Annotated in this window: 20 protein-coding genes; 5 read left to right on the forward strand and 15 right to left on the reverse strand. The window is 59.9% G+C overall.

The genetic code is table 11. From position 1 onward, the window contains the following. Window positions 1–5 precede the first annotated feature (5 nt). The 11 genes from tssH to tssA form a co-directional block, all read right to left on the reverse strand. The gene (gene tssH, locus ABV589_RS14215) at window positions 6–2,663 is read right to left on the reverse strand and encodes a type VI secretion system ATPase TssH (protein ID WP_367082095.1); all 2,658 of its coding nucleotides are present in this window, start codon (window positions 2,661–2,663) and stop codon (window positions 6–8) included. 11 nt (window positions 2,664–2,674) lie between these two features. After that, window positions 2,675–3,682: a type VI secretion system baseplate subunit TssG gene (gene tssG / locus ABV589_RS14220; protein ID WP_041071592.1), complete on the reverse strand. Its 1,008-nt coding sequence runs from the start codon at window positions 3,680–3,682 to the stop codon at window positions 2,675–2,677. Continuing rightward, the gene (gene tssF, locus ABV589_RS14225; RefSeq protein ID WP_007962320.1) at window positions 3,646–5,433 is read right to left on the reverse strand and encodes a type VI secretion system baseplate subunit TssF; all 1,788 of its coding nucleotides are present in this window, start codon (window positions 5,431–5,433) and stop codon (window positions 3,646–3,648) included. Before tssF ends, tssG begins: the two co-directional genes overlap by 37 nt. 144 nt (window positions 5,434–5,577) lie before the next feature. Then, entirely contained in the window at window positions 5,578–5,982 is a 405-nt protein-coding gene (locus ABV589_RS14230; RefSeq protein WP_007962318.1) for a hypothetical protein, read from the reverse strand. Continuing rightward, on the reverse strand, window positions 5,979–6,356 hold the full coding sequence (locus ABV589_RS14235) for a hypothetical protein (RefSeq protein ID WP_367086201.1): 378 nt from the start codon (window positions 6,354–6,356) through the stop codon (window positions 5,979–5,981). Before ABV589_RS14235 ends, ABV589_RS14230 begins: the two co-directional genes overlap by 4 nt. Further along, window positions 6,353–7,204, reverse strand: coding sequence for a hypothetical protein (locus tag ABV589_RS14240; RefSeq protein ID WP_367082097.1), 852 nt, complete (start codon window positions 7,202–7,204; stop codon window positions 6,353–6,355). The genes ABV589_RS14235 and ABV589_RS14240 overlap by 4 nt, the downstream gene beginning before the upstream one ends. Window positions 7,205–7,208: 4 nt before the next feature. Further along, window positions 7,209–7,715 carry a PAAR domain-containing protein gene (locus ABV589_RS14245; RefSeq protein WP_367082098.1) on the reverse strand — a complete coding sequence of 169 codons (507 nt, stop codon included), beginning with the start codon at window positions 7,713–7,715 and terminating at the stop codon, window positions 7,209–7,211. Window positions 7,716–7,726: 11 nt separating this feature from the next. Continuing rightward, entirely contained in the window at window positions 7,727–8,134 is a 408-nt protein-coding gene (tssE, locus tag ABV589_RS14250; protein ID WP_007920274.1) for a type VI secretion system baseplate subunit TssE, read from the reverse strand. Between the two features lie 9 nt (window positions 8,135–8,143). Next, a complete protein-coding gene (gene tssC / locus ABV589_RS14255; protein ID WP_003229584.1) occupies window positions 8,144–9,619 on the reverse strand; it encodes a type VI secretion system contractile sheath large subunit in 1,476 nt (491 codons plus the stop codon). A gap of 25 nt (window positions 9,620–9,644) precedes the next feature. After that, the gene (tssB, locus tag ABV589_RS14260; protein WP_003229587.1) at window positions 9,645–10,148 is read right to left on the reverse strand and encodes a type VI secretion system contractile sheath small subunit; all 504 of its coding nucleotides are present in this window, start codon (window positions 10,146–10,148) and stop codon (window positions 9,645–9,647) included. A 32-nt stretch (window positions 10,149–10,180) separates the two neighbouring features. Continuing rightward, on the reverse strand, window positions 10,181–11,743 hold the full coding sequence (gene tssA / locus ABV589_RS14265) for a type VI secretion system protein TssA (RefSeq protein WP_007962314.1): 1,563 nt from the start codon (window positions 11,741–11,743) through the stop codon (window positions 10,181–10,183). A 743-nt stretch (window positions 11,744–12,486) separates the two neighbouring features. Between tssA and ABV589_RS14270 the strand changes: the two genes are divergently transcribed. After that, window positions 12,487–12,840 carry a hypothetical protein gene (locus tag ABV589_RS14270; RefSeq protein ID WP_367082100.1) on the forward strand — a complete coding sequence of 118 codons (354 nt, stop codon included), beginning with the start codon at window positions 12,487–12,489 and terminating at the stop codon, window positions 12,838–12,840. Between the two features lie 99 nt (window positions 12,841–12,939). On the opposite strand, the gene ABV589_RS14275 is transcribed toward ABV589_RS14270, so the two are convergent. The 3 genes from ABV589_RS14275 to ABV589_RS14285 form a co-directional block, all read right to left on the reverse strand. Further along, complete coding sequence (locus ABV589_RS14275; RefSeq protein WP_003213368.1) at window positions 12,940–13,215, reverse strand: HU family DNA-binding protein; 276 nt, start codon at window positions 13,213–13,215, stop codon at window positions 12,940–12,942. Between the two features lie 190 nt (window positions 13,216–13,405). Continuing rightward, the gene (locus tag ABV589_RS14280; RefSeq protein WP_367082102.1) at window positions 13,406–14,554 is read right to left on the reverse strand and encodes an FAD-dependent oxidoreductase; all 1,149 of its coding nucleotides are present in this window, start codon (window positions 14,552–14,554) and stop codon (window positions 13,406–13,408) included. Window positions 14,555–14,574: 20 nt separating this feature from the next. Continuing rightward, on the reverse strand, window positions 14,575–14,742 hold the full coding sequence (locus tag ABV589_RS14285) for a rubredoxin (RefSeq protein WP_329696937.1): 168 nt from the start codon (window positions 14,740–14,742) through the stop codon (window positions 14,575–14,577). Between the two features lie 200 nt (window positions 14,743–14,942). Between ABV589_RS14285 and ABV589_RS14290 the strand changes: the two genes are divergently transcribed. Then, window positions 14,943–15,503, forward strand: a complete 561-nt coding sequence (locus tag ABV589_RS14290) for a chorismate lyase (protein WP_367082104.1) — start codon at window positions 14,943–14,945, stop codon at window positions 15,501–15,503. Beyond that, window positions 15,503–16,393 carry a 4-hydroxybenzoate octaprenyltransferase gene (gene ubiA / locus ABV589_RS14295; protein WP_007962302.1) on the forward strand — a complete coding sequence of 297 codons (891 nt, stop codon included), beginning with the start codon at window positions 15,503–15,505 and terminating at the stop codon, window positions 16,391–16,393. Before ABV589_RS14290 ends, ubiA begins: the two co-directional genes overlap by 1 nt. A gap of 83 nt (window positions 16,394–16,476) precedes the next feature. Here the strand turns inward: ubiA and ABV589_RS14300 are convergent, their stop codons facing one another. After that, a complete protein-coding gene (locus ABV589_RS14300) occupies window positions 16,477–16,860 on the reverse strand; it encodes a hypothetical protein (RefSeq protein WP_007962301.1) in 384 nt (127 codons plus the stop codon). 151 nt (window positions 16,861–17,011) lie between these two features. Here ABV589_RS14300 and phoB point away from each other — a divergent pair, with 151 nt between their 5' ends. After that, window positions 17,012–17,701: a phosphate regulon transcriptional regulator PhoB gene (phoB, locus tag ABV589_RS14305; protein ID WP_003229608.1), complete on the forward strand. Its 690-nt coding sequence runs from the start codon at window positions 17,012–17,014 to the stop codon at window positions 17,699–17,701. A gap of 74 nt (window positions 17,702–17,775) precedes the next feature. After that, entirely contained in the window at window positions 17,776–19,062 is a 1,287-nt protein-coding gene (gene phoR, locus ABV589_RS14310; protein ID WP_262415505.1) for a phosphate regulon sensor histidine kinase PhoR, read from the forward strand. The last annotated feature ends 73 nt before the right edge of the window (window positions 19,063–19,135 follow it).

Genomic DNA, 19,135 nt, shown 5'->3' on the forward strand with positions numbered 1-19,135 from the left:
CCACCTCAGGCGAACTCGCACGTCACGCTGGCGTTGCCGTCGAGCGTGGCATGCACACGCTTGAGGCTTTCACCGGTGGCCATTGCGTCGAGCAAGCGGTCGGCCACCAGCGGCAGCACGTGCTGGTCGAGCAGATGGTCGATCAGGCGCGCGCCGCTTTCGCTTTGCGTGCAGCGCTCGGACAGGTGATCGACGAGGTTCTGGCACCAGCTGAAATCCAGCTGACGACGGTTCAGACGCTCGCCCAGACGACCGAGTTTGATCTCGATCAGCTCGCGCAGCACCGGGCCGCCGACCGGGTAGTACGGCACCACTTTCATCCGCGCCAGCAGCGCCGGTTTGAAGTGTTTGCTCAGCACCGGGCGAATCGTCTCTTCCAGCAGCTCGGCGGTCGGGCGCGCGCCGTCTTCGCAGAGGTCGCTGATCTTGTCGCTACCGAGGTTCGAAGTCATCAGGATCAGGGTGTTGCGGAAGTCGATTTCGCGACCTTCGCCGTCGTTGGCCACGCCCTTGTCGAAGATTTGGTAGAACAGGTTGAGCACGTCCGGATCAGCCTTCTCGACCTCATCGAGCAGCACCACCGAGTACGGCTTCTGCCGTACCGCTTCGGTGAGCATGCCGCCCTCGCCGTAACCGACGTAGCCCGGTGGCGCACCGATCAGACGCGAGACGGTGTGCTTCTCCTGGAATTCGGACATATTGATGGTGGTGATGAAACGGTCGCCGCCGTACAGCAGGTCAGCCAGGGCCAGTGCTGTTTCGGTCTTGCCGACGCCGCTCGGGCCAACCAGCAGGAACACGCCGACCGGTGCATCAGGTTTATTCAGGCCAGCCGCCGTGGCGCGCATCGAGCGATCCAGTGCGTGCACGGCTTGTTCCTGACCCCGGATACGCGTGCGCAGATCGGTGGCGAAACTCGCGACCTTGGCGTTGTGCTCGCGGGCCAGTTGCGCCAACGGCACGCCGGTCCAGGCGCTGATCACTTCGGCCACCAGGCGCGGGCAGACTTCGAAGCTGACCAGACGTTCTTTGACTTGAGCAGCGGTGAGGGCGCTGTGGGTCTGGTGCAGTTCGGCTTCCAGCGCTTCGACGCTCTGGCCTTCCTCGACCTCGGCGGCGATGGTTTCGATCACCGTGCCTTCGGCGTCTTCTTCAACGCTGACGGTCGGCTCGACGGCAGCTGCTTCGCGGGCCTTGGCCAGTTGCTGACGCAGTTCCAGCAGGCGCTCGGCCAGTTGTTTCTGTTCGGTCCACAGACTTTCCAGCGCGACCATTTCGCTTTCGGCTTCGTCCAGCCGCGCTTCCAGCGCATCCAGCGCTTCGTGGTCGATCAGCAGACCGGCCTCGGCATCGCGGCGCAGGGCCTGACGCTGACGGCCACCTTCGGCCAGTTCGCCACGCAGGCGCTCAAGGCTTTCCGGGGCAGCGGCGAGGCTGATGCGCACGCGGGCACACGCGGTGTCGAGCACATCGACGGCTTTGTCCGGCAGCTGCCGACCTGCCAGGTAACGCGCCGACAATTCCGCCGCCGAGACCACCGCGTCATCGCGCAGGTAGATGCCGTGGCTCTTCTCGTAGACCTGCGCCAGACCACGCAGGATGGTCACCGCTTCGCTGACGGTCGGTTCGTGCAACTGCACCGGTTGGAAACGCCGGGCCAGCGCCGGGTCCTTCTCGAAGTATTTCTTGTACTCGGCCCAGGTGGTCGCGGCGATGGTGCGCAGTTCACCGCGAGCCAGCGCCGGTTTCAGCAGGTTGGCCGCGTCGGAACCGCCGGCATTGCCGCCCGCGCCGATCAGGGTGTGGGCTTCGTCGATGAACAGGATGATCGGTTTCGGCGAGGCTTTGACCTCGTCGATCACACCTTTGAGACGACGCTCGAATTCGCCTTTGACGCTGGCGCCGGCCTGCAGCAGGCCCATGTCCAGCGACAGCAGTTCAACACCCTTGAGCACCTGCGGCACTTCACCGGCAGCGATGCGCGAGGCCAGGCCTTCGACGATGGCGGTTTTACCGACGCCGGCCTCACCCACGACGATCGGGTTGTTCTTGCGGCGACGGGCAAGGATGTCGACCATCTGCCGGATCGCGCCATCGCGGCACAGCACCGGGTCGAGTTTGCCGTCGCGCGCCTGCTGGGTCAGGTTGTGGGTGAAACGCTGCAGCAGCGATTCGCCTTGAGCGGCCGGCTTGCCGTTGGCGGCCGGTTGCTCCTGTTGCGACAGGGCAAATTCCTTCAGGCGATCGATGTTCAGTTTGGCGAGCAGCGGCTGATAACGGCTGCCGGCGTAGCGCATCGGGTTGCGCAGCAGCGCAAGGATCAGCGCGGCGTCTTCGACCTGGGTCTGGCCCAGTTCGAGGTTGGCCACCAGCAGCGCGTCTTGCAGCCACTGCACCAGTTCCGGGGCGAACACCGGGTTGCGCGAGGCGCTGTGTTCAACGCGAGATTGCAGTGCGGCGCTCAGTTCACCGGCATCGACATCCGCATCCTGCAACGCACGCGACAGCAAGCCGTGCGGACGCTCCAGCAGGCCCAGCAGCAGGTCTTCGACGAGGATCTTGCTGCCGCCACGGGCCACGCAACGTTCGGCCGAACGCTCCAGATCACGACGGGTTTCGGCGTCCAGCGCCTGGATGAGTTGTTGCAGGTCTACGTTGATCATGGCTCACGTCCTTAATGAATTTTGCTGCCCAGGGTGACCACGCCGTCTGCTTTTTCGCAGCCCAGCCAGCTGGTCCACCCCAGGCGACAGTCGTTCTTCTCACCAATGCGCAGTTCGCGGATTTCTTCCGGGCGCAGCACCAGGCGAATGTCGTAATCGAGCGGGTCACGCAAGGTGAACCGCACCAGCGCGCACAGCGGCTGGTAACCGAAACCGATCGGCAGAAATTCGTGGAATCGCTCCCAGTCGAGTTCGGTGATGTGAATGCGGAATTTGCCGCTGCGGTCGCGCACCCGCTCGCCCAGCACCAAGTCTTCACCGAGCAGGCTGTTGGCGCGACCGAGGCGGTTGCGCTGCTCGTCGAGGATTTCCACGCGGCGCTCGATGCACTGCTCGATGACCAGGTCTTCGTGCTTGAAGTAGTAACGCAGTACGGCTTCGATCAGCGCCGCCGAGTGCGCGCGCAAGCTGAGCAAACCGAGATACGGCAGCAGGCGCTTCCAGTTCAGTTCCTTGGCCTTGCGGATCTCGTCGCCACCCAGACCGATCAGCGCGAACAGCTGCGACGAAAACGGGTCGATCGCGCCGCTCTGGAAGCTGGCGCGATAGCGGTACTTGCGCCAGATCGGCAGCATCAGCCGTTGCAGGCGATGGTGGAACAGGTCGAGGAAATTGCGCGTCGGGTTGCCGTCCTCGCTGTCGCCCAGTGCTTGTTCGCCGTAGAACGCCGGCAGCGGCGAACCGGAGCCGACCAGCCCGATCAGGTTGAAGCGCATGCGCGCGCGCATCTGCCCGTGCTCTTCGAAAAACTCCACGCGATCGACGTCGCTGCGCGGAAAGCCCAGGCTCGGGTTGGCCTGAAACTCCACCTGATCGTACAGATCGTCTTCGCTCAGGTACGGGTGCGCCTCGCGCAGCCGGTCGATCACCAGCAGCACGGCCTGAAACAGCGAGTACTCGCGTATTACCTTGGTCAGCCCGCTTAAAGCAGGGGCTGCAGGCCCATACGTGGTGTCCATTGGTACACCTCTCCCTGTGTGCTTTTTACCCGCAGCTCGTGGTACGAATTGAGACTGGCGTAAAGCGCGAAAAACTCGTTAAGAACCGAGGCGAAAACGAACAGGTCGCCTTCGCCGATATACCCTTCCGGGTCGATGGTCAGTTCGGTGCGCAGACCGCGTACCGGCAAGCCACGGTGCAGCCGATCGACGTGGTGGTGCTTGATGTGCTTGAGGCCGCCGAGCAGGCGTTTGCTGACCTTCTCCGCGTGCTGGTCGTAATAGCGCGGCAGGTCGTAGGTTTCGAGAATCACCTTCAACGCGTTGACGTCGGCCAGCGACAGATAGTTGAGCGACATGTTGCTGATCAGCTTCCACAGGAAGTCACGGTTCAGCGGCGGCGCAAAGCTCGACGTGGCCGGGGTGATGTTGCGGAAACTCAAGAACTCCGGGGTCTCTTCGCAGGCCATGCAGATGTCGCCAAGCTTGAGCTTGCGCGGCAGGTTCTGGTTGGTGCAGATCAGCTCGATCGACAGGGTTTCGTGGGCTTCGGTATGGCGGATGCCGAAACTCAGGTAGGTGTCGAGGCCGTCGTGCAGCAGCGACGAACGCTGGCGGATGCTGTAATGCGGACGGCTGTTGGGCACGTCGAAACTCGGGTCATGCTCGAAGGATTCGAACGGCACGTACTCCTGATAACCGAGGCCGCCGGGCTTCCAGCCGGTGACGGTTTCCACCGAAAACACGCCGCAGTTTTCCAGATCGTATTCCGCTGGCAGCAGCAGGTATTCATCCTGTTTGCCGTCGAGGCGGATCGGCAGCGCATCGTGGGCGAACAGGTTGGCAATCGGCGTGCAGAACAGCTTCACGTTATCCAGGGTCGGCCGCATGCGCATGATCCCGCTCTTGCGGATATCGAAACGCAGCTCCAGGCCGCGCATCTGCTTGAGCGTGTCTTCCGGCAGCGCCTTGAGGATGTCCAGACCGTTGACGTCGACGAACAGGAACTTGTCCTGGAAGGCGAAGTATTCCTGCAGGTAGCGATAGCCACGGAAGGTGTTCAGCGGATACGGGATCAACGCTTCTTCTTCGGCAAAGCCCACCGGCTTGACCCGGTCACCCGGAATCTTGAACGCCATCGGCTTGCCGGCCACACCGTCGATGGGCTTGCCGGCGCCGTCGAGCGGGATCAGTTCGATGCCTTCAAGGTTGCGCAGCAGGCTCAGGTAGAGCATCTGGCTGATGTAACGTTCGCCGGCAAAGTGCAGGCGCAGTTTGCTCAGTTCCAGCTCACCGAGGTGACCGTCGGCGCTCATCTCCAGACGCAGACTCAGCAGCGAGCCGTCGCCCTTCACCGAGTAGTTCAGCGCCGCCAGATCCAGCGGCAAGACTTCAGTCGGATAGCAGGTGCGGAAGCGGCAACGCACGTCTTCGATCGGTTTGCTTTCGATCGGCGTATCGCGCTCGACCACCAGCGCCGGCCCGGAACGCTTGAGCGGATCGAACTGCAGAATGCTGAACGCCGGCAACGGGCGCATGTAGTTCGGCCACAGCAGCTGCATCAGCGAATGGCTGAGCTCCGGCAGCTCGTCGTCGAGCTTCTGCCGCAGACGCCCGGTGAGGAACGCAAAACCTTCCAGCAACCGCTCCACATCCGGATCCCGCCCGGCCTGCCCCAGGAACGGCGCCAACGCCGGACTACGCTCGGCGAAACGGCGACCGAGTTGGCGCAGTGCGGTGAGTTCGCTTTGGTAGTAGTGGTTAAAGGACACGGGTTACCTGCCTGGTAGTGGATCGCATGAAAAACATTCTTTGGAGCACGATTGTCGTTGCGGACATACAGCGTCTCCTGGCGATGCGGTTCCGGGTGTTGATGGCAGAATGAGGGATCGTCTGCGCGACGCGCACGTAGAAATTCATCGCTGTGCGGCTCCTTGTTTTTGCGGAGTGATCTCGACGCCCGTATACACATAGAGCTCTTTGCCGCCGTAGCCACCAATTGCCGCAGCGCTGAGTGGATGGCTATCCCGGGTGCCATATCGAACCCAGCCTTCTGTCCACATCTCACCATTTTCGTGACGAATTTCCACGTAATAGTTGGGCGCTTCGTGCTTGGTGATCTCGACAAAAACCCCGCCATCCTCGGCGCCAATCCACAACGCGTGGGGATTAGCGAAGAGCTTCGGTTCGGTCGAGCTTTCCATTCGCAACAGCAATGCGAAGCCGACCAGAATCGTCAGCAAACCGACCGAGCAGAGGAAAGTGGCAAGGCATTGCCACGCCCTTGATTTCATTGAGCCGTGCCCGCAAAAAAACTTCATGTCATGACCCGAGCCAACAACATCTTGTCAAGCTTGCCAGCCAGCCATATCGCCAAAATAGTTAGTCCACCCGTTAAAACGCTATAAGCGGCCGCGCGAACAGGATAAAGCGGCAACAGATAAACCAATATCAATGCAACCATTAGAAAAACAATGCTAACTTTCACCATTCGCCTTGGAATTACAGCAACAACTAAATTTACAAAAACAAACAGATAAAACACCATATACATGGCAATCCCGATGGAAGCACCACGCGAGGTCAGCCCACCAAATAAAAACTTGTACAGCGAAACACCATAGTAATTAACCACGACATAAATGACGCAGGCAAAAAAATGTACTAATAAACCCGCCGCTAGCCTCACCATCATCTTTTCCACTCTCCATACTTATCTACAGAGCCTTGTGTGATGGAGGTTCTTAACTTCTGATCGGATGTGCCGAGATAAACCGTACTGGTCACCACTTTCTCGCGATAGCCCATTCGTCCGGCAAATACTCTTACCGTTTCAGTGCGTAGTTCAAAATTTTCCGAAGCCCATAAAGCCCCACGCAGCACCATATAATTATCGTACTCATTGGTCTTGTCCTCCTTTGGAAATATAGGAAGACCATCACCATACTTCATACCGGTTTCAACGGTTTTCTTAATGGCAGCTTCCAAAGATTTGGTTTCTTCCAGATATAAACGATATGTATCGGTCGCGAACGGTATTTGCCCAACCCCGTCAGCCCAATAGGGCTCACCATCAATCATGACCATTAAAAATCCGGCACCACCCTCAGAACTATTTTTCCAATCACCGGGCATTGTCGGGGCAAAGCTAATTGACATCCGGTCAATAATTGCAAATTTGATAATTTGCGCCCAACTAAACTGTTTATAGGCGTTGTAGGCGTCTGTACCGGCAGTTTTAGACTCGGGATTCACCCAAATTTTCTTCCGGTAATTATCAGCCAACGGCTCAAACCACTGAATTGCTTCCGCATACAGTTTCTCAGCTTTCATGATCCTGAACTGAACATCTGTTGCATTCGGTTTTAGAGCAAAAAGTGGCACCCCATTTCCTCTGGTTATTAACCAGACGTGAGGCAATGGAAGCTGTTTCGGTTTTTTATCTTCACTCGGCGTAGTTTCGGCTTTGATTTTCAGTTCCGTTTTTCCATCGGAAGTCTCGAAAATGTGCGCAACGCCGTCGATGACAATAGAGGTTTCCACGCGATTACTCCGACGACACGTAGATGGTAACCATCTCGGCTTGTTTTCCAGTGGAGAAACACCCTGTGCCTCCAGCCGCCGATGAACATCCTGCTTTCTCTAAGCCACTGTCAGAAAGCATTCTGTAATTGAGGTTTGCTACTGGCTGTCCGTCCGCTGTATGGAAAGAAAAAACACGGTTGAAGACTCCAGGAATGACTAACGGCTCCGGCGGCACAAACGGCGCCGGCGAATGCGAATTACCGATAATCACCGTCCCGGAGCCGGCAGTGACCTTGTTGCCATGGGCCCCGACTGAACCTACGGTGGCGGCAGGTTTGCCATTGATCAAAACCGTGGTCGCCAGATCGCCAACCAACGCACCACCACACGCCGAGGCATCGCCTTGGCGGGCGGCCGCGAGGCCGTCGAAGAACACGTCACCGGAACCGGCGGCGATCGGGTTGGTGCCGTGGCCTGGGAGTGGGCAAGCGGTGGGGTCGGATACGCGTGCTGCGGGTTTGCCAGACATCGGGAATCTCCTTAGGTGACCTTCACTTGACCGCTGCCATCCAGGCGCGCGGAAAAACTGACCTGACGCTTGAAACCCTCGACTTCCAGCAGACCTTCGATGCTGAAGGCCAGCCGTAGCTGGTCGTGGTCACGCGGCAGGGAAATGACACGCACGTTGCTCAGGCGCGGCTCGTAGGCTTCGATGAAGTTTTCGATGGCCAGACGGGCCTGACTCAGGGAGTCGTGCAGACTCAGACGCATGTCATTGAGATCGGGCAACCCGTAGTCGGCCAGCGTTTGCACGCTGCCGGCCCGGGTGCTGAGCATTTTGGCCAGATGGGCAGCCACTGACGCCATGGCACAAGCCTCAAGGCTGTTACCCTTGCGTAGTTGCGCGTCGCCGTTGAGGCGCTCGAACAGGCTGCCGTATCCGTCCATGAGTCGCTCTTACTCTTTGTCCAGCTTGCCAACCAGCGACAGGGTGAAATCGGCACCCATGTACTTGAAGTGCGGACGCACGTTCAAGCTGACGCGGTACCAGCCCGGCTCGCCTTCAACGTCGCTGACGATCACTTGCGCAGCGCGCAGCGGACGACGGCCACGCACTTCGGCGCTCGGGTTTTCCTGGTCGGCCACGTACTGGCGGATCCACTTGTTCAGTTCCAGCTCGAGGTCGGTACGCTCTTTCCACGAACCGAGTTGCTCGCGCTGCAGCACTTTCAAGTAGTGAGCCAGGCGGTTGACGATCATCATGTACGGCAGTTGGGTGCCGAGCTTGTAGTTCAGCTCTGCCGCCTTGCCTTCTGCGCTGATGCCGAAGAACTTCGGCTTCTGCACCGAGCTGGCGGAGAAGAACGCCGCGTTGTCGGAGCCTTTGCGCATGGTCAGGGAGATGAAGCCTTCTTCGGCCAGTTCGTATTCACGGCGGTCGGAGACCAGAACCTCGGTCGGGATCTTGGTTTCGATTTCGCCCATGCTTTCGAAGTGGTGCAACGGCAGATCTTCAACCGCGCCACCGCTCTGTGGACCGATGATGTTCGGGCACCAGCGGAATTTGGCGAAGCTGTCGGTCAGCTTGGTGCCGAACGCGAACGCGGTGTTGCCCCACAGGTAGTGCTCGTGGCTGTTGGCAACGGTTTCCTTGTACACGAACGACTTGACCGGGTTCTCTTCCGGGTCGTACGGGTTGCGCAGCAGGAAACGCGGCACGGTCAGGCCAACGTAACGGGAGTCTTCCGAAGTACGGAAGCTCTGCCATTTGGCGAATTGCGGGCCTTCGAAGTGGTCTTTCAGATCTTTCAGGTCCGGCAGGCCGGTGAAGCTTTCCAGACCGAAGAATTTCGGGCCGGCCGCAGCGATGAACGGCGCGTGGGACATGCACGAAACGCTGGCCACGTACTGCATCAGTTTCACGTCCGGCGAGCTTGGGGACATGAAGTAGTTGGCGATGATCGCGCCCACCGGCTGACCACCGAACTGGCCGTATTCAGCGGTGTAGATGTGCTTGTACAGGCCCGACTGCATGACTTCCGGCGAGTCTTCGAAATCGTCCAGCAGGTCTTCTTTGGAGACGTTGAGGATTTCGATCTTGATGTTTTCGCGGAAGTTGGTGCGGTCGACCAGCAACTGCAGGCCACGCCACGACGATTCCAGTGCCTGGAAGTCCGGGTGGTGCAGGATCTCGTCCATCTGACGGCTGAGCTTGGCATCGATCTCGGCGATCATGCGGTCAACCATGGCTTTCTTGACCGGCTCACCGTTGTTCTGCGGCTTGAGCAGTTCTTCGATGAACGCCGACACGCCACGCTTGGCGATGTCGTAGGCTTCGTCGTCCGGAGTCAGACGGGTTTCGGCGATGATGCTGTCGAGAATGCTGTACTCGCCGCTTTCGGCGCTCTTCTCTTGTGCTGCGCTAGTGCTCATTGTGTTGGCTTCCTTGGCTGGAGTCTCAGGCGTCCGGGGCTGCGGCGTTCAGGCCCAGCTCACCGAGTACGCGACCGCGGGATTCGTCGTCGGCGAGCACGCCTTCGATCGCTTTACGGAACGCAGGTGCGTTACCCAGCGGGCCTTTGAGGGCCACCAGCGCATCGCGCAGTTCCATCAGTTTTTTCAGCTCAGGCACTTGCTCGACCAGGCTGGCCGGGTTGAAGTCCTTCATCGAATTGACGCGCAATTGCACAGCCAGCTCGTCGGCCTCGCCATCTTCCTGCAGACGGTTCGGCACGCTCAGCGTCAGACCCAGTTCTTGCTTGGCCAACACTTCGTCGAAGGTCATCTTGTCGATGCTGATCGGCTTGCGATCTTCGATTTTGCGATCGTCCTTGCGGTGGGTGTAGTCACCGATTGCCAGCAGCTTCAGCGGCAGTTCAATCTCTTCCTGAGCACCGCCGGTGGCGGGTTTGAAGGTGACGTTGATGCGTTCCTTGGGGGCTACCGAGCCTTCTTTGGCCATGGCTTTTCTCCTTGCGGTTGTGGCCCTGGGGCCTATTCGAGTACCACTTCGAGATCGAGGTGGCACAGCCTGCGATAAATCTCTTCCTTGCGTTCACGCACTGCATGGTTCTGCGGCAACAGCTCGCAGCAACTGTGCAGCAGGTGCAGCACTTCCAATGCAAGATCGGGCTCCCAGGCGTGCAGGCCTGAGTCCTGTAATGTCTGATCGAGGGTTTCGAGCTGGTTCTTGGCCAGTTCGTACTTCTTGGCCATGAAGCACAGCCGGGCAAGGGCGAACTGCCAGAAGAACCGCTCGCGTCCGCCGTGAGCCGATTGCAGTCCTTGCTTGAGCGTCTGCACGGCAGGCTTGAGGCCTTCCTTGCGCAGCAGCGGCAGCACTTCCTGCAGGGCCTTTTCCCAGGCGGGCTGGGTTTCGACGTCGTCGGTTTCGACCTTGCGCGGCGCGCTGGCGCTTTGCAGGTGCGGCATGACATTGCCGGCGATCCACGCCCGGGTGGACGGATCGGCAAACGGCGCGCCGTCATGGAAACGACATTCGATGATGCCGGGCAGGCGCTGAACCAAAAGCGCGAAGTGGATTTCCACTTCGCGCATTGCCATCTCGGCGTTGAGGTTCTGGAGACATTCCCAGACCATCCTCTGGCCATCGAACCAGAACGGCGCCTTCGCCAGGCTCGCCTCCAGTTCCACCAGCAGGTCGGCGTATTTGCCCTGATCGAAACGGTCCTGATACTGCTTGAGTTTGTCCACCGGCAGACCGCGCAGCACGGTGATCTGCTCGGCATTGCGCTCGGGCACCGCGTCGATCGGCAGCCAGAGCAAGGTGCGGTTCAGACGCAGGGCGCGCAGGTCGGTGGCCTTCTGCTTGAGCCACCAGGCACACAACGGACGCGCGCTTTCCTGCTGCGCGCGCAGAGCCTTGTAGGCGTCTTTTTCGTTGTCGATCGGTGCGCCGGGGGTCAGCAACTGGCTCGCGGCCTGCTTGACCTGCGCCACTGCTGCGCCCACCACACCGGGGGCCGGCTGATTGTCGGCGGCACGCTGGATCATGGTTTTAAGGCGACGCGAGAGCGGCAGCAACAGCGGCGCGTCGTCACCCAGATGTTCGGTACACGCGGCATCGAGGCCGGCCAGATGCTCGGACAACTGCCGGAACATCGGCAACTGTTCCTTGATCGCAATGTTTTCGGTGAGCACCTGCTCCAGACGCGGCACCAGCCAGCCGATAGCGGCGGCACGGGTGCGTGGTTTGAGCGGGTGAACGTCGGCCCAGTGGTTTTCCGACAGATGGTGCAGCAGACCGAGGCCGGCCAGCAGCCCGGGGAAGGATTCACGCTGGTACAACGACCAGGTCAGCCAAGCGCCAACACGTAAATCCTTGGATTGGGTACGCAGCAGATTTTCGCTGTTTTCACGGATTTTCAGCCAGTCGATCTGCCCGCTTTCGTGCATCGACGAGGCTTTCGCCAGCTCGCTTTCCAGCGCCTCGAATTCGCTCGAAAAACGAACGTCTTCGCCCGCGAAATTCTCTTTGGAAACAGAGACTTTTGCGAGTTCGAGGTAATGGGCGGAAAGTTTGCTTGAGTAGGACATCCATGGCCTTTAATTAGGATTACAGTCATGCGCCTATTGGAGTAACCGCGGCGCGGGACAGTATCGAAGAGCGGTGAAGCGACTCATCCAATTGAGATGTGCTCTTTCAAGTGGGCGCATCGTAATCACTATGATGGCCACTAGCAAGCATCTGCTTAAACAACAAGACGAAGTGTTCATTGGGCTGTGTAGGAGATCGCCCTATATGTGGCAGGGGAATCCCTGATGGCGAATTATATTGCCCGCATTTGCCCTGCTGCCTCAGAACCCTTGATCCAGAGCGGCCCGATCCAGCCTTCACGAATCGCTATGAACGTACGTCCCATTACACGGCGGCCAGCATGACAACTCTCGAAAAAAATAGAAGTAGGATTCTTCCGAAAAACCGCTGGATTTTACAAACAATTCACTGGCGACAACGCCCAACAACAAAAGTGCCATCAATTTGATGGCAATTCATTTTTTTGAAACTTTATTCATCTCGTGAATGCTGTACTTCAGTGCCAACTCAATAATTATCGAAGTGCGGTCCGATCCCACTCTCGCAACACTTCCACACCGAAAATACTCTGACAGATTCCAGGGATAATTCTTACATCGATTTATTTCCCACGTTGCCAGCTTGCTTTGGTAAGTTCTTTTCGCCCGGCAATGTCAACCAGGCCGGCTGACGGTTGAGCCACAGTCGGAAGCCTGCATCTGATTCGGCTCCTGAACCCGGAGCCGCCAAGGAGCTTTACCTCATGGAATTGAAACCTCTGTTGTTCGCCGCACTGCTGTGGCTTCCCGTCACTCACGCTACTGCGGACACCCCGCCACTTGACGGTCATTACTATCTGACCGGTGCGATGGAAATGGGCGCCGAACTGCTGCTGCGCAAGGACGGCACGTTTGATGCGAGCGTGGCTTATGGCAGTGCAGACGGGTTTGCCAAGGGTACCTGGCAGGTAGAAAACGACACCGTGACGCTGAAGAGCGAAACCAAAGCCGCGTCCAACAGCGATTTGTCCGGCCTGTTCCAGGATCTGCAACTGGCGATCGAGCCGAACTGCCTGGCCGTGGATTTCGGCAACGGCAAGGCCTGCTTCCGGCGTTAACCAGCCGATTTTCAACCACAAAAAATGGGCACCCGACCGCAATCGGTGTGCCCATTTTTTATTGCAGTTCTCCCCGCTACTCAGGGAGTTCGCCGCAATTTAAGGATTGACGCTGTCTTTCAACGACTTGCCTGGCTTGAATGCCACGGTGTTGCTGGCCTTGATTTTCACCGGTTCACCGGTTTGCGGGTTCTTGCCGGTGCGGGCGCCGCGATGGCGTTGCAGGAAGGTGCCGAAGCCCACCAGCGTGACGCTGTCCTTGCGGTGCAGAGCGCCGGTGATTTCTTCGAGGACGGCGTTGAGAACGCGGTTGGCCTGTTCTTTGGTCAGATCCGCTTTTTCAGCGATTGCAGCGGCGAGTTCTGGTTTACGCATTAGTGAAGCCCCTTTGACGGTTTTTTGTTGTTATGTCCGTGCTGTTCTCGTTGGAACAGCGCCCAAGGCGCCGCAGGCTCTACTCTGCGGCAGACGGGAGTGAGAATGGCACGCGGATACCGGCGGCGCCAGTCTCCCCGCGACCTTTGTAGGGGCAAAAGCGGGGTGATTCCGACAGAACGACCGGTATTTACGCCAGCAAGGCCGGAAGCTGTTTGTTCAGGGCGAGTTTTTCCATCACTGCCGCGCCGGTCAGCGCGTAACCAAGCAACTGACCATCGGCGCTGTGACACAGGGCCTTGATGTCGGCGCCCTGCCCTTCGACGGTCCAGACGCCTTCGCTGCCCCGAGGCGGCGGCGAAACGACCAACGGGCACACCGGGGTTTTTACCGTGATCGGCATCGCGCCGTAACTCACCGCCGTCGGATTGCCCGCCAGAGTTTGTGCCAGCGCACGCGCACAGCTCATGAGGGGCATCACGTACAACAGATTCAGCCCATCGACCTCGGCGCAGTCGCCCAGGGCATAGATATTGGCGTGGGAAGTCTTCAGGTGCCGGTCGACGACCACGCCACGGTTGACTTGCACACCGGCAGCCGCCGCCAGATCGATACGCGGACGCAGGCCGATGGCCGACACCACCACATCGCAGGCAATCACCTGACCGTCAGACAGATGCGCTTCCAGACCGTCAGCGACCTTCTGCAGGCGGGTCAGCACCGGACCGAGGTGGAAACGCGCGCCCAGGCTTTCCAGCCCGGCCTGCACAGCTGCCGCAGCGGCCGGGTGCAGCAGCATCGGCATCACCTGCTCGCACGGCGCCACCAGTTGCACCTCGTAGCCGCCGAGGATCAGGTCGTTGGCGAATTCGCAGCCGATCAGGCCGGCACCGAGCAGCAATACACGGCGCTTGCCCGCAGCAGCTGCGCGAAAGCGCGCGTAGTCTTCGAGATCGTTGATCGGGAACACCAGATCCGCACCGTCACCTTCGACCGGCACACGCACGGTTTCCGCACCCCAGGCGAGGATCAGGTCGCGGTAGTACACCGCTTCTTCGCCGATCCACAGGCGCTTGTGGCCGGCGTCGATGCCGCTGATGCGGGTGTGGGTGCGCACTTCGGCCTTCAATTGCTCGGCCATCGCGCCCGGCTCGGCCATGCTCAGGCCATCAGCGTCTTTGTTCTTGCCGAAACCGGTGGAGAGCATCGGCTTGGAGTAAGAGCGCCCGTCATCGGCGGTAATCAGCAGCAGCGGGGTTTCGCCATCGAGTTTGCGAAACTCGCGGGCCAGGTTGTAACCCGCAAGCCCGGTGCCGATGATTACGACAGGTGCGTTCATGCCTTACTCCTTGGTTTTTCTCAGTTGATTTCGATCATTTCGAAGTCCATCTTGCCGACGCCGCAGTCCGGGCACAGCCAGTCTTCCGGCACGTCCTGCCACAGGGTGCCCGGCGCGATGCCGTCATCCGGCCAACCCTCAGCTTCGTTGTAAATCAGGCCGCAGACGATGCATTGCCACTTTTTCATTCAGTTACTTCCTCAGGATTCAGGCTTTGGTCGGCGCGGACGGTCGGTGGTGGTTGCGCTGCCATCCGGCTCAGGGCGTTTTGTACTGAGGGTGCCGGGCAGATGCAAGCCTGTTCGGCGCAACGGCGACCCGGATCCATCAAATTCGCAGCACGCCATGTTAAGCTCGCCGCCTCATTTGCGGCCAATAATGACTCATTGTGCAACATTCAAATGCCTGCCCGGCCCCGCTCTGGCTGACTCAAAGCCGACTGACGCCCCTTCCCGATTCGTTGACCCTGAACTGGTTGTTCGACGAAGGCTCGCTGACCCGCCGCCTGACGCGGCTGTCGAATGACGGCTTCAGCGTCACGCCGCTGTTCGAAGGCTGGGACACCCTGCGCAGCGACGAATGCGCGGCGCTGGCGCTGGCCGAAGGCAGCGAAGGCTGGGTGCGCGAGGTTTATCTGCGCGGGCATGGCGAGGCCTGGGTGTTCGCCCGCAGCGTGGCGTCGCGCGCCGCCCTGCAAGGCGACGGCCTGCACATGGATGAACTGGGCAGCCGTTCGCTGGGCGAACTGCTGTTTTGCGACCACGCCTTCCAGCGCCGCGCCATCGAGGTCTGTCACTACCCGCAGGACTGGCTGCCGCCAGCGTGCCGCGCCCCCGAGCTGTGGGGCCGGCGCTCGCGCTTCGACCGTGGCGCCTTGAGCGTGCTGGTGGCGGAGATTTTCCTGCCGACGTTGTGGAGCGCCGCCCGCGCCCATCCGGAGAACTGCTGATGTACCAGAGCCTGCTCAAGTCCCTGAACCGCTTGAACCCGCGCGCCTGGGATTTCATTCAGCTGACGCGCATGGACAAGCCGATCGGCATTTACCTGCTGCTGTGGCCGACACTGTGGGCGCTGTGGATTGCCGGCAAGGGTTCGCCATCGCTGGCCAACATCGTGATTTTCGTCCTCGGCGTGGTGCTGACCCGCGCCGGCGGCTGCGTGATCAACGACTGGGCTGACCGCAAGGTCGATGGCCACGTCAAACGCACCGCGCAACGACCGCTGGCCAGCGGCAAGATCAGCTCGAAAGAGGCGCTGGTGTTCTTCGCGCTGCTGATGGGCGTGAGTTTCCTGCTGGTGCTGTGCACCAATGCGCCGACCATCTGGTTGTCGCTCGGCGGCCTGGCACTGGCGTTCACCTATCCGTTCATGAAGCGCTACACCTATTACCCGCAAGTGGTGCTGGGCGCAGCGTTTTCATGGGGCATGCCGATGGCATTTACCGCCGAGACCGGTGAGCTGCCGGCGGCGGCATGGCTGCTGTGGATCGCCAACCTGCTGTGGACGGTGGGTTATGACACCTATTACGCGATGACTGACCGTGACGACGATCTGAAGATCGGTGTGAAATCCACGGCGATTCTGTTCGGTGATGCCGATCGGATAATCATCCTCACCCTGCAGGCGCTGTCGCTCGGTTGCCTGTTGCTGGCAGGCTCGAAGTTCGAGCTGGGCGTGTGGTTCCATCTCGGCTTGCTGGTGGCCGCTGGCTGTTACGCGTGGGAGTTCTGGTACACCCGTGATCGCGACCGGATGCGTTGCTTCAAGGCATTTCTGCACAACCACTGGGCCGGGTTGGCGATCTTTGTCGGGATCGTGCTGGATTACGCGCTGCGCTGATTGAAAAGATCGCAGCCTGCGGCAGCTCCTACAGGGTGTACACATTCCAGTGTAGGAGCTGCCGAAGGCTGCGATCTTTTGCGCTACTTGGCCTTGGCGACGTGCCAGGCGCCGTCCATTTTGCCTTCACCGGTCATGTCACCGGCCTTCTTGTCCATCACGAACGTATACAGCGGTTTGCCTTCATAGGCCCATTGCATCTTGCCGTCATCGCGCTTGATCACCGTCCAGTCGCCCATGGACTTGTCAGCCGCCGTAGCCATCAGCGGTGGCCAGTTCGCCGCGCACTTGTCGTTGCACATGGACTTGCCCGCAGAGTCTTTGGCGAAGGTATACAGGGTCATGCCCTTGTGATCGGTAAACATGCCGTCCTTCTCCATCGCTGGCTCAGCAGCAAACGCCATGGTCGGTAAAGCAACGGCAGCAGCCAGCAGCAGGGCTTTGAAAGAAGCAGTCATTTGAGTCATGGAAACCTTCTTTTGTGGTTGTCAGGATTCGGACTTAGAGCTTAGTCCAGGATCCGGACAATCGCCGGGCGACTAAAATACTGTCACACGACTGCAATAATTCCGTTATCTAATGCGGCGCAAGACAGTTAAATGACAAGAGGATTAAGGCATGGTTGGCAGGAGCATTCTGATCGTCGACGACGAAGCGCCCATTCGCGAAATGATCGCCGTTGCGTTGGAAATGGCCGGCTATGACTGCCTCGAGGCTGAGAACTCGCAGCAGGCTCACGCCATCATCGTTGACCGCAAACCGGACCTGATCCTGCTTGACTGGATGCTGCCCGGCACCTCCGGCATCGAACTGGCCCGCCGTCTCAAGCGCGACGAGCTGACCGGGGACATCCCGATCATCATGCTCACCGCCAAGGGCGAAGAGGACAACAAGATCCAGGGTCTTGAGGTCGGCGCCGACGACTACATCACCAAACCGTTTTCCCCACGCGAACTGGTGGCCCGCCTCAAAGCTGTGCTGCGTCGCGCCGGCCCGACCGATGGCGAAGCGCCGATCGAAGTCGGCGGCCTGCTGCTCGACCCGATCAGCCACCGCGTGACCATCGACGGGCGTCCGGCCGAGATGGGCCCGACCGAATACCGTCTGCTGCAATTTTTCATGACCCACCAGGAACGCGCCTACACGCGCGGGCAGTTGCTGGATCAGGTCTGGGGCGGCAACGTCTATGTTGAAGAGCGCACCGTCGACGTGCACATCCGCCGCCTGCGCAAGGCCCTCGGCGACGCCTACGAAAATCTGGTACAAACCGTGCGCGGCACCGGCTACCGGTTTTCCACCAAGGCCTGATCCGACCGCCAGACTCGCTGACAAGGACCGTATTTTCCGTGAATCAAAACTGGCATGGCACCCTGATTCGCCACATGCTGTTGCTGGTCACAGCGTGTCTGGTGATCGGCCTGATCACCGGCTACTACGGCTGGAGCCTCGCAGCAGGCCTGGGGATTTACCTGGCCTGGACGCTCAAGCAACTGCTGCGTCTGCACGAATGGCTGCGCCTGCACCAACCCGATGAAGCACCGCCCGACGGCTACGGCCTGTGGGGCGAGGTGTTCGACAGCATCTACCACCTGCAACGCCGCGACCAACGGGTACGCGGACGCCTGCAAGCGGTGATCGACCGGGTGCAGGAGTCCACCGCCGCGCTGAAAGATGCTGTGATCATGCTCGACAGCGACGGCAACCTGGAATGGTGGAACCGCGCGGCCGAAACCCTGCTCGGCCTCAAGACTCCGCAGGACAGCGGCCAACCGGTGACTAACCTGGTACGCCATCCGCGCTTCAAGGAATACTTCGAGCAGGAAAGCTACGCCGAACCGCTGGAAATCCCTTCGCCGACCAATGATCGGGTGCGCATTCAGCTGTACCTGACGCGCTACGGCAACAACGAACACCTGATGCTGGTGCGCGACGTCACGCGCATCCATCAGCTGGAACAGATGCGCAAAGACTTCATCGCCAACGTCTCCCACGAACTGCGCACGCCGCTGACGGTGATCTGCGGCTATCTGGAAACCCTGCTCGACAACGTCGAGGAAGTGAACCCGCGCTGGAGCCGCGCGCTGCAGCAGATGCAACAACAGGGCGGGCGCATGCAGACGCTGCTCAACGACCTGCTGTTGCTGGCGAAACTGGAAGCCACCGACTACCCGTCGGACAACCAGCCGGTGCAGATCGATACCCTGCTGCAATCGATCAAGAGCGACGCCCAGCAGTTGTCCGGGCAGAAAAACCAGAAAATCACCCTCGAAGCCGACGGAAAAATTCTGCTCAAGGGCAGCGAGGCGGAACTGCGCAGTGCGTTTTCCAATCTGGTATTCAACGCGGTGAAATACACCCCGGCCGAGGGCAATATCCGCATCCGCTGGTGGGGCGACGACCAGGGCGCGCACCTGAGCGTGCAGGATTCCGGGATCGGCATCGACAGCAAACACCTGCCGCGCCTGACCGAACGCTTCTATCGCGTCGACTCCAGCCGCAACTCCAACACCGGCGGCACCGGGCTCGGTCTGGCGATCGTCAAACACGTGTTGCTGCGCCACCGCGCGCGGATGGAGATCAGCAGCGTGCCCGGTCATGGCAGCACGTTCACCTGTCATTTCGCCCCGGCTCAGGTGGCTCAGGCGCGGGCGATCAGCGCCGCCGAGTGATACCGGCCAGCACGCGCCACTAGGCAATCGCCAAGTCAGCCGCTACATTGGCTGACTTGCGTCTGCCTTTCAG

This window comes from Pseudomonas sp. HOU2, assembly GCF_040729435.1.
Lineage (GTDB): Bacteria > Pseudomonadota > Gammaproteobacteria > Pseudomonadales > Pseudomonadaceae > Aquipseudomonas.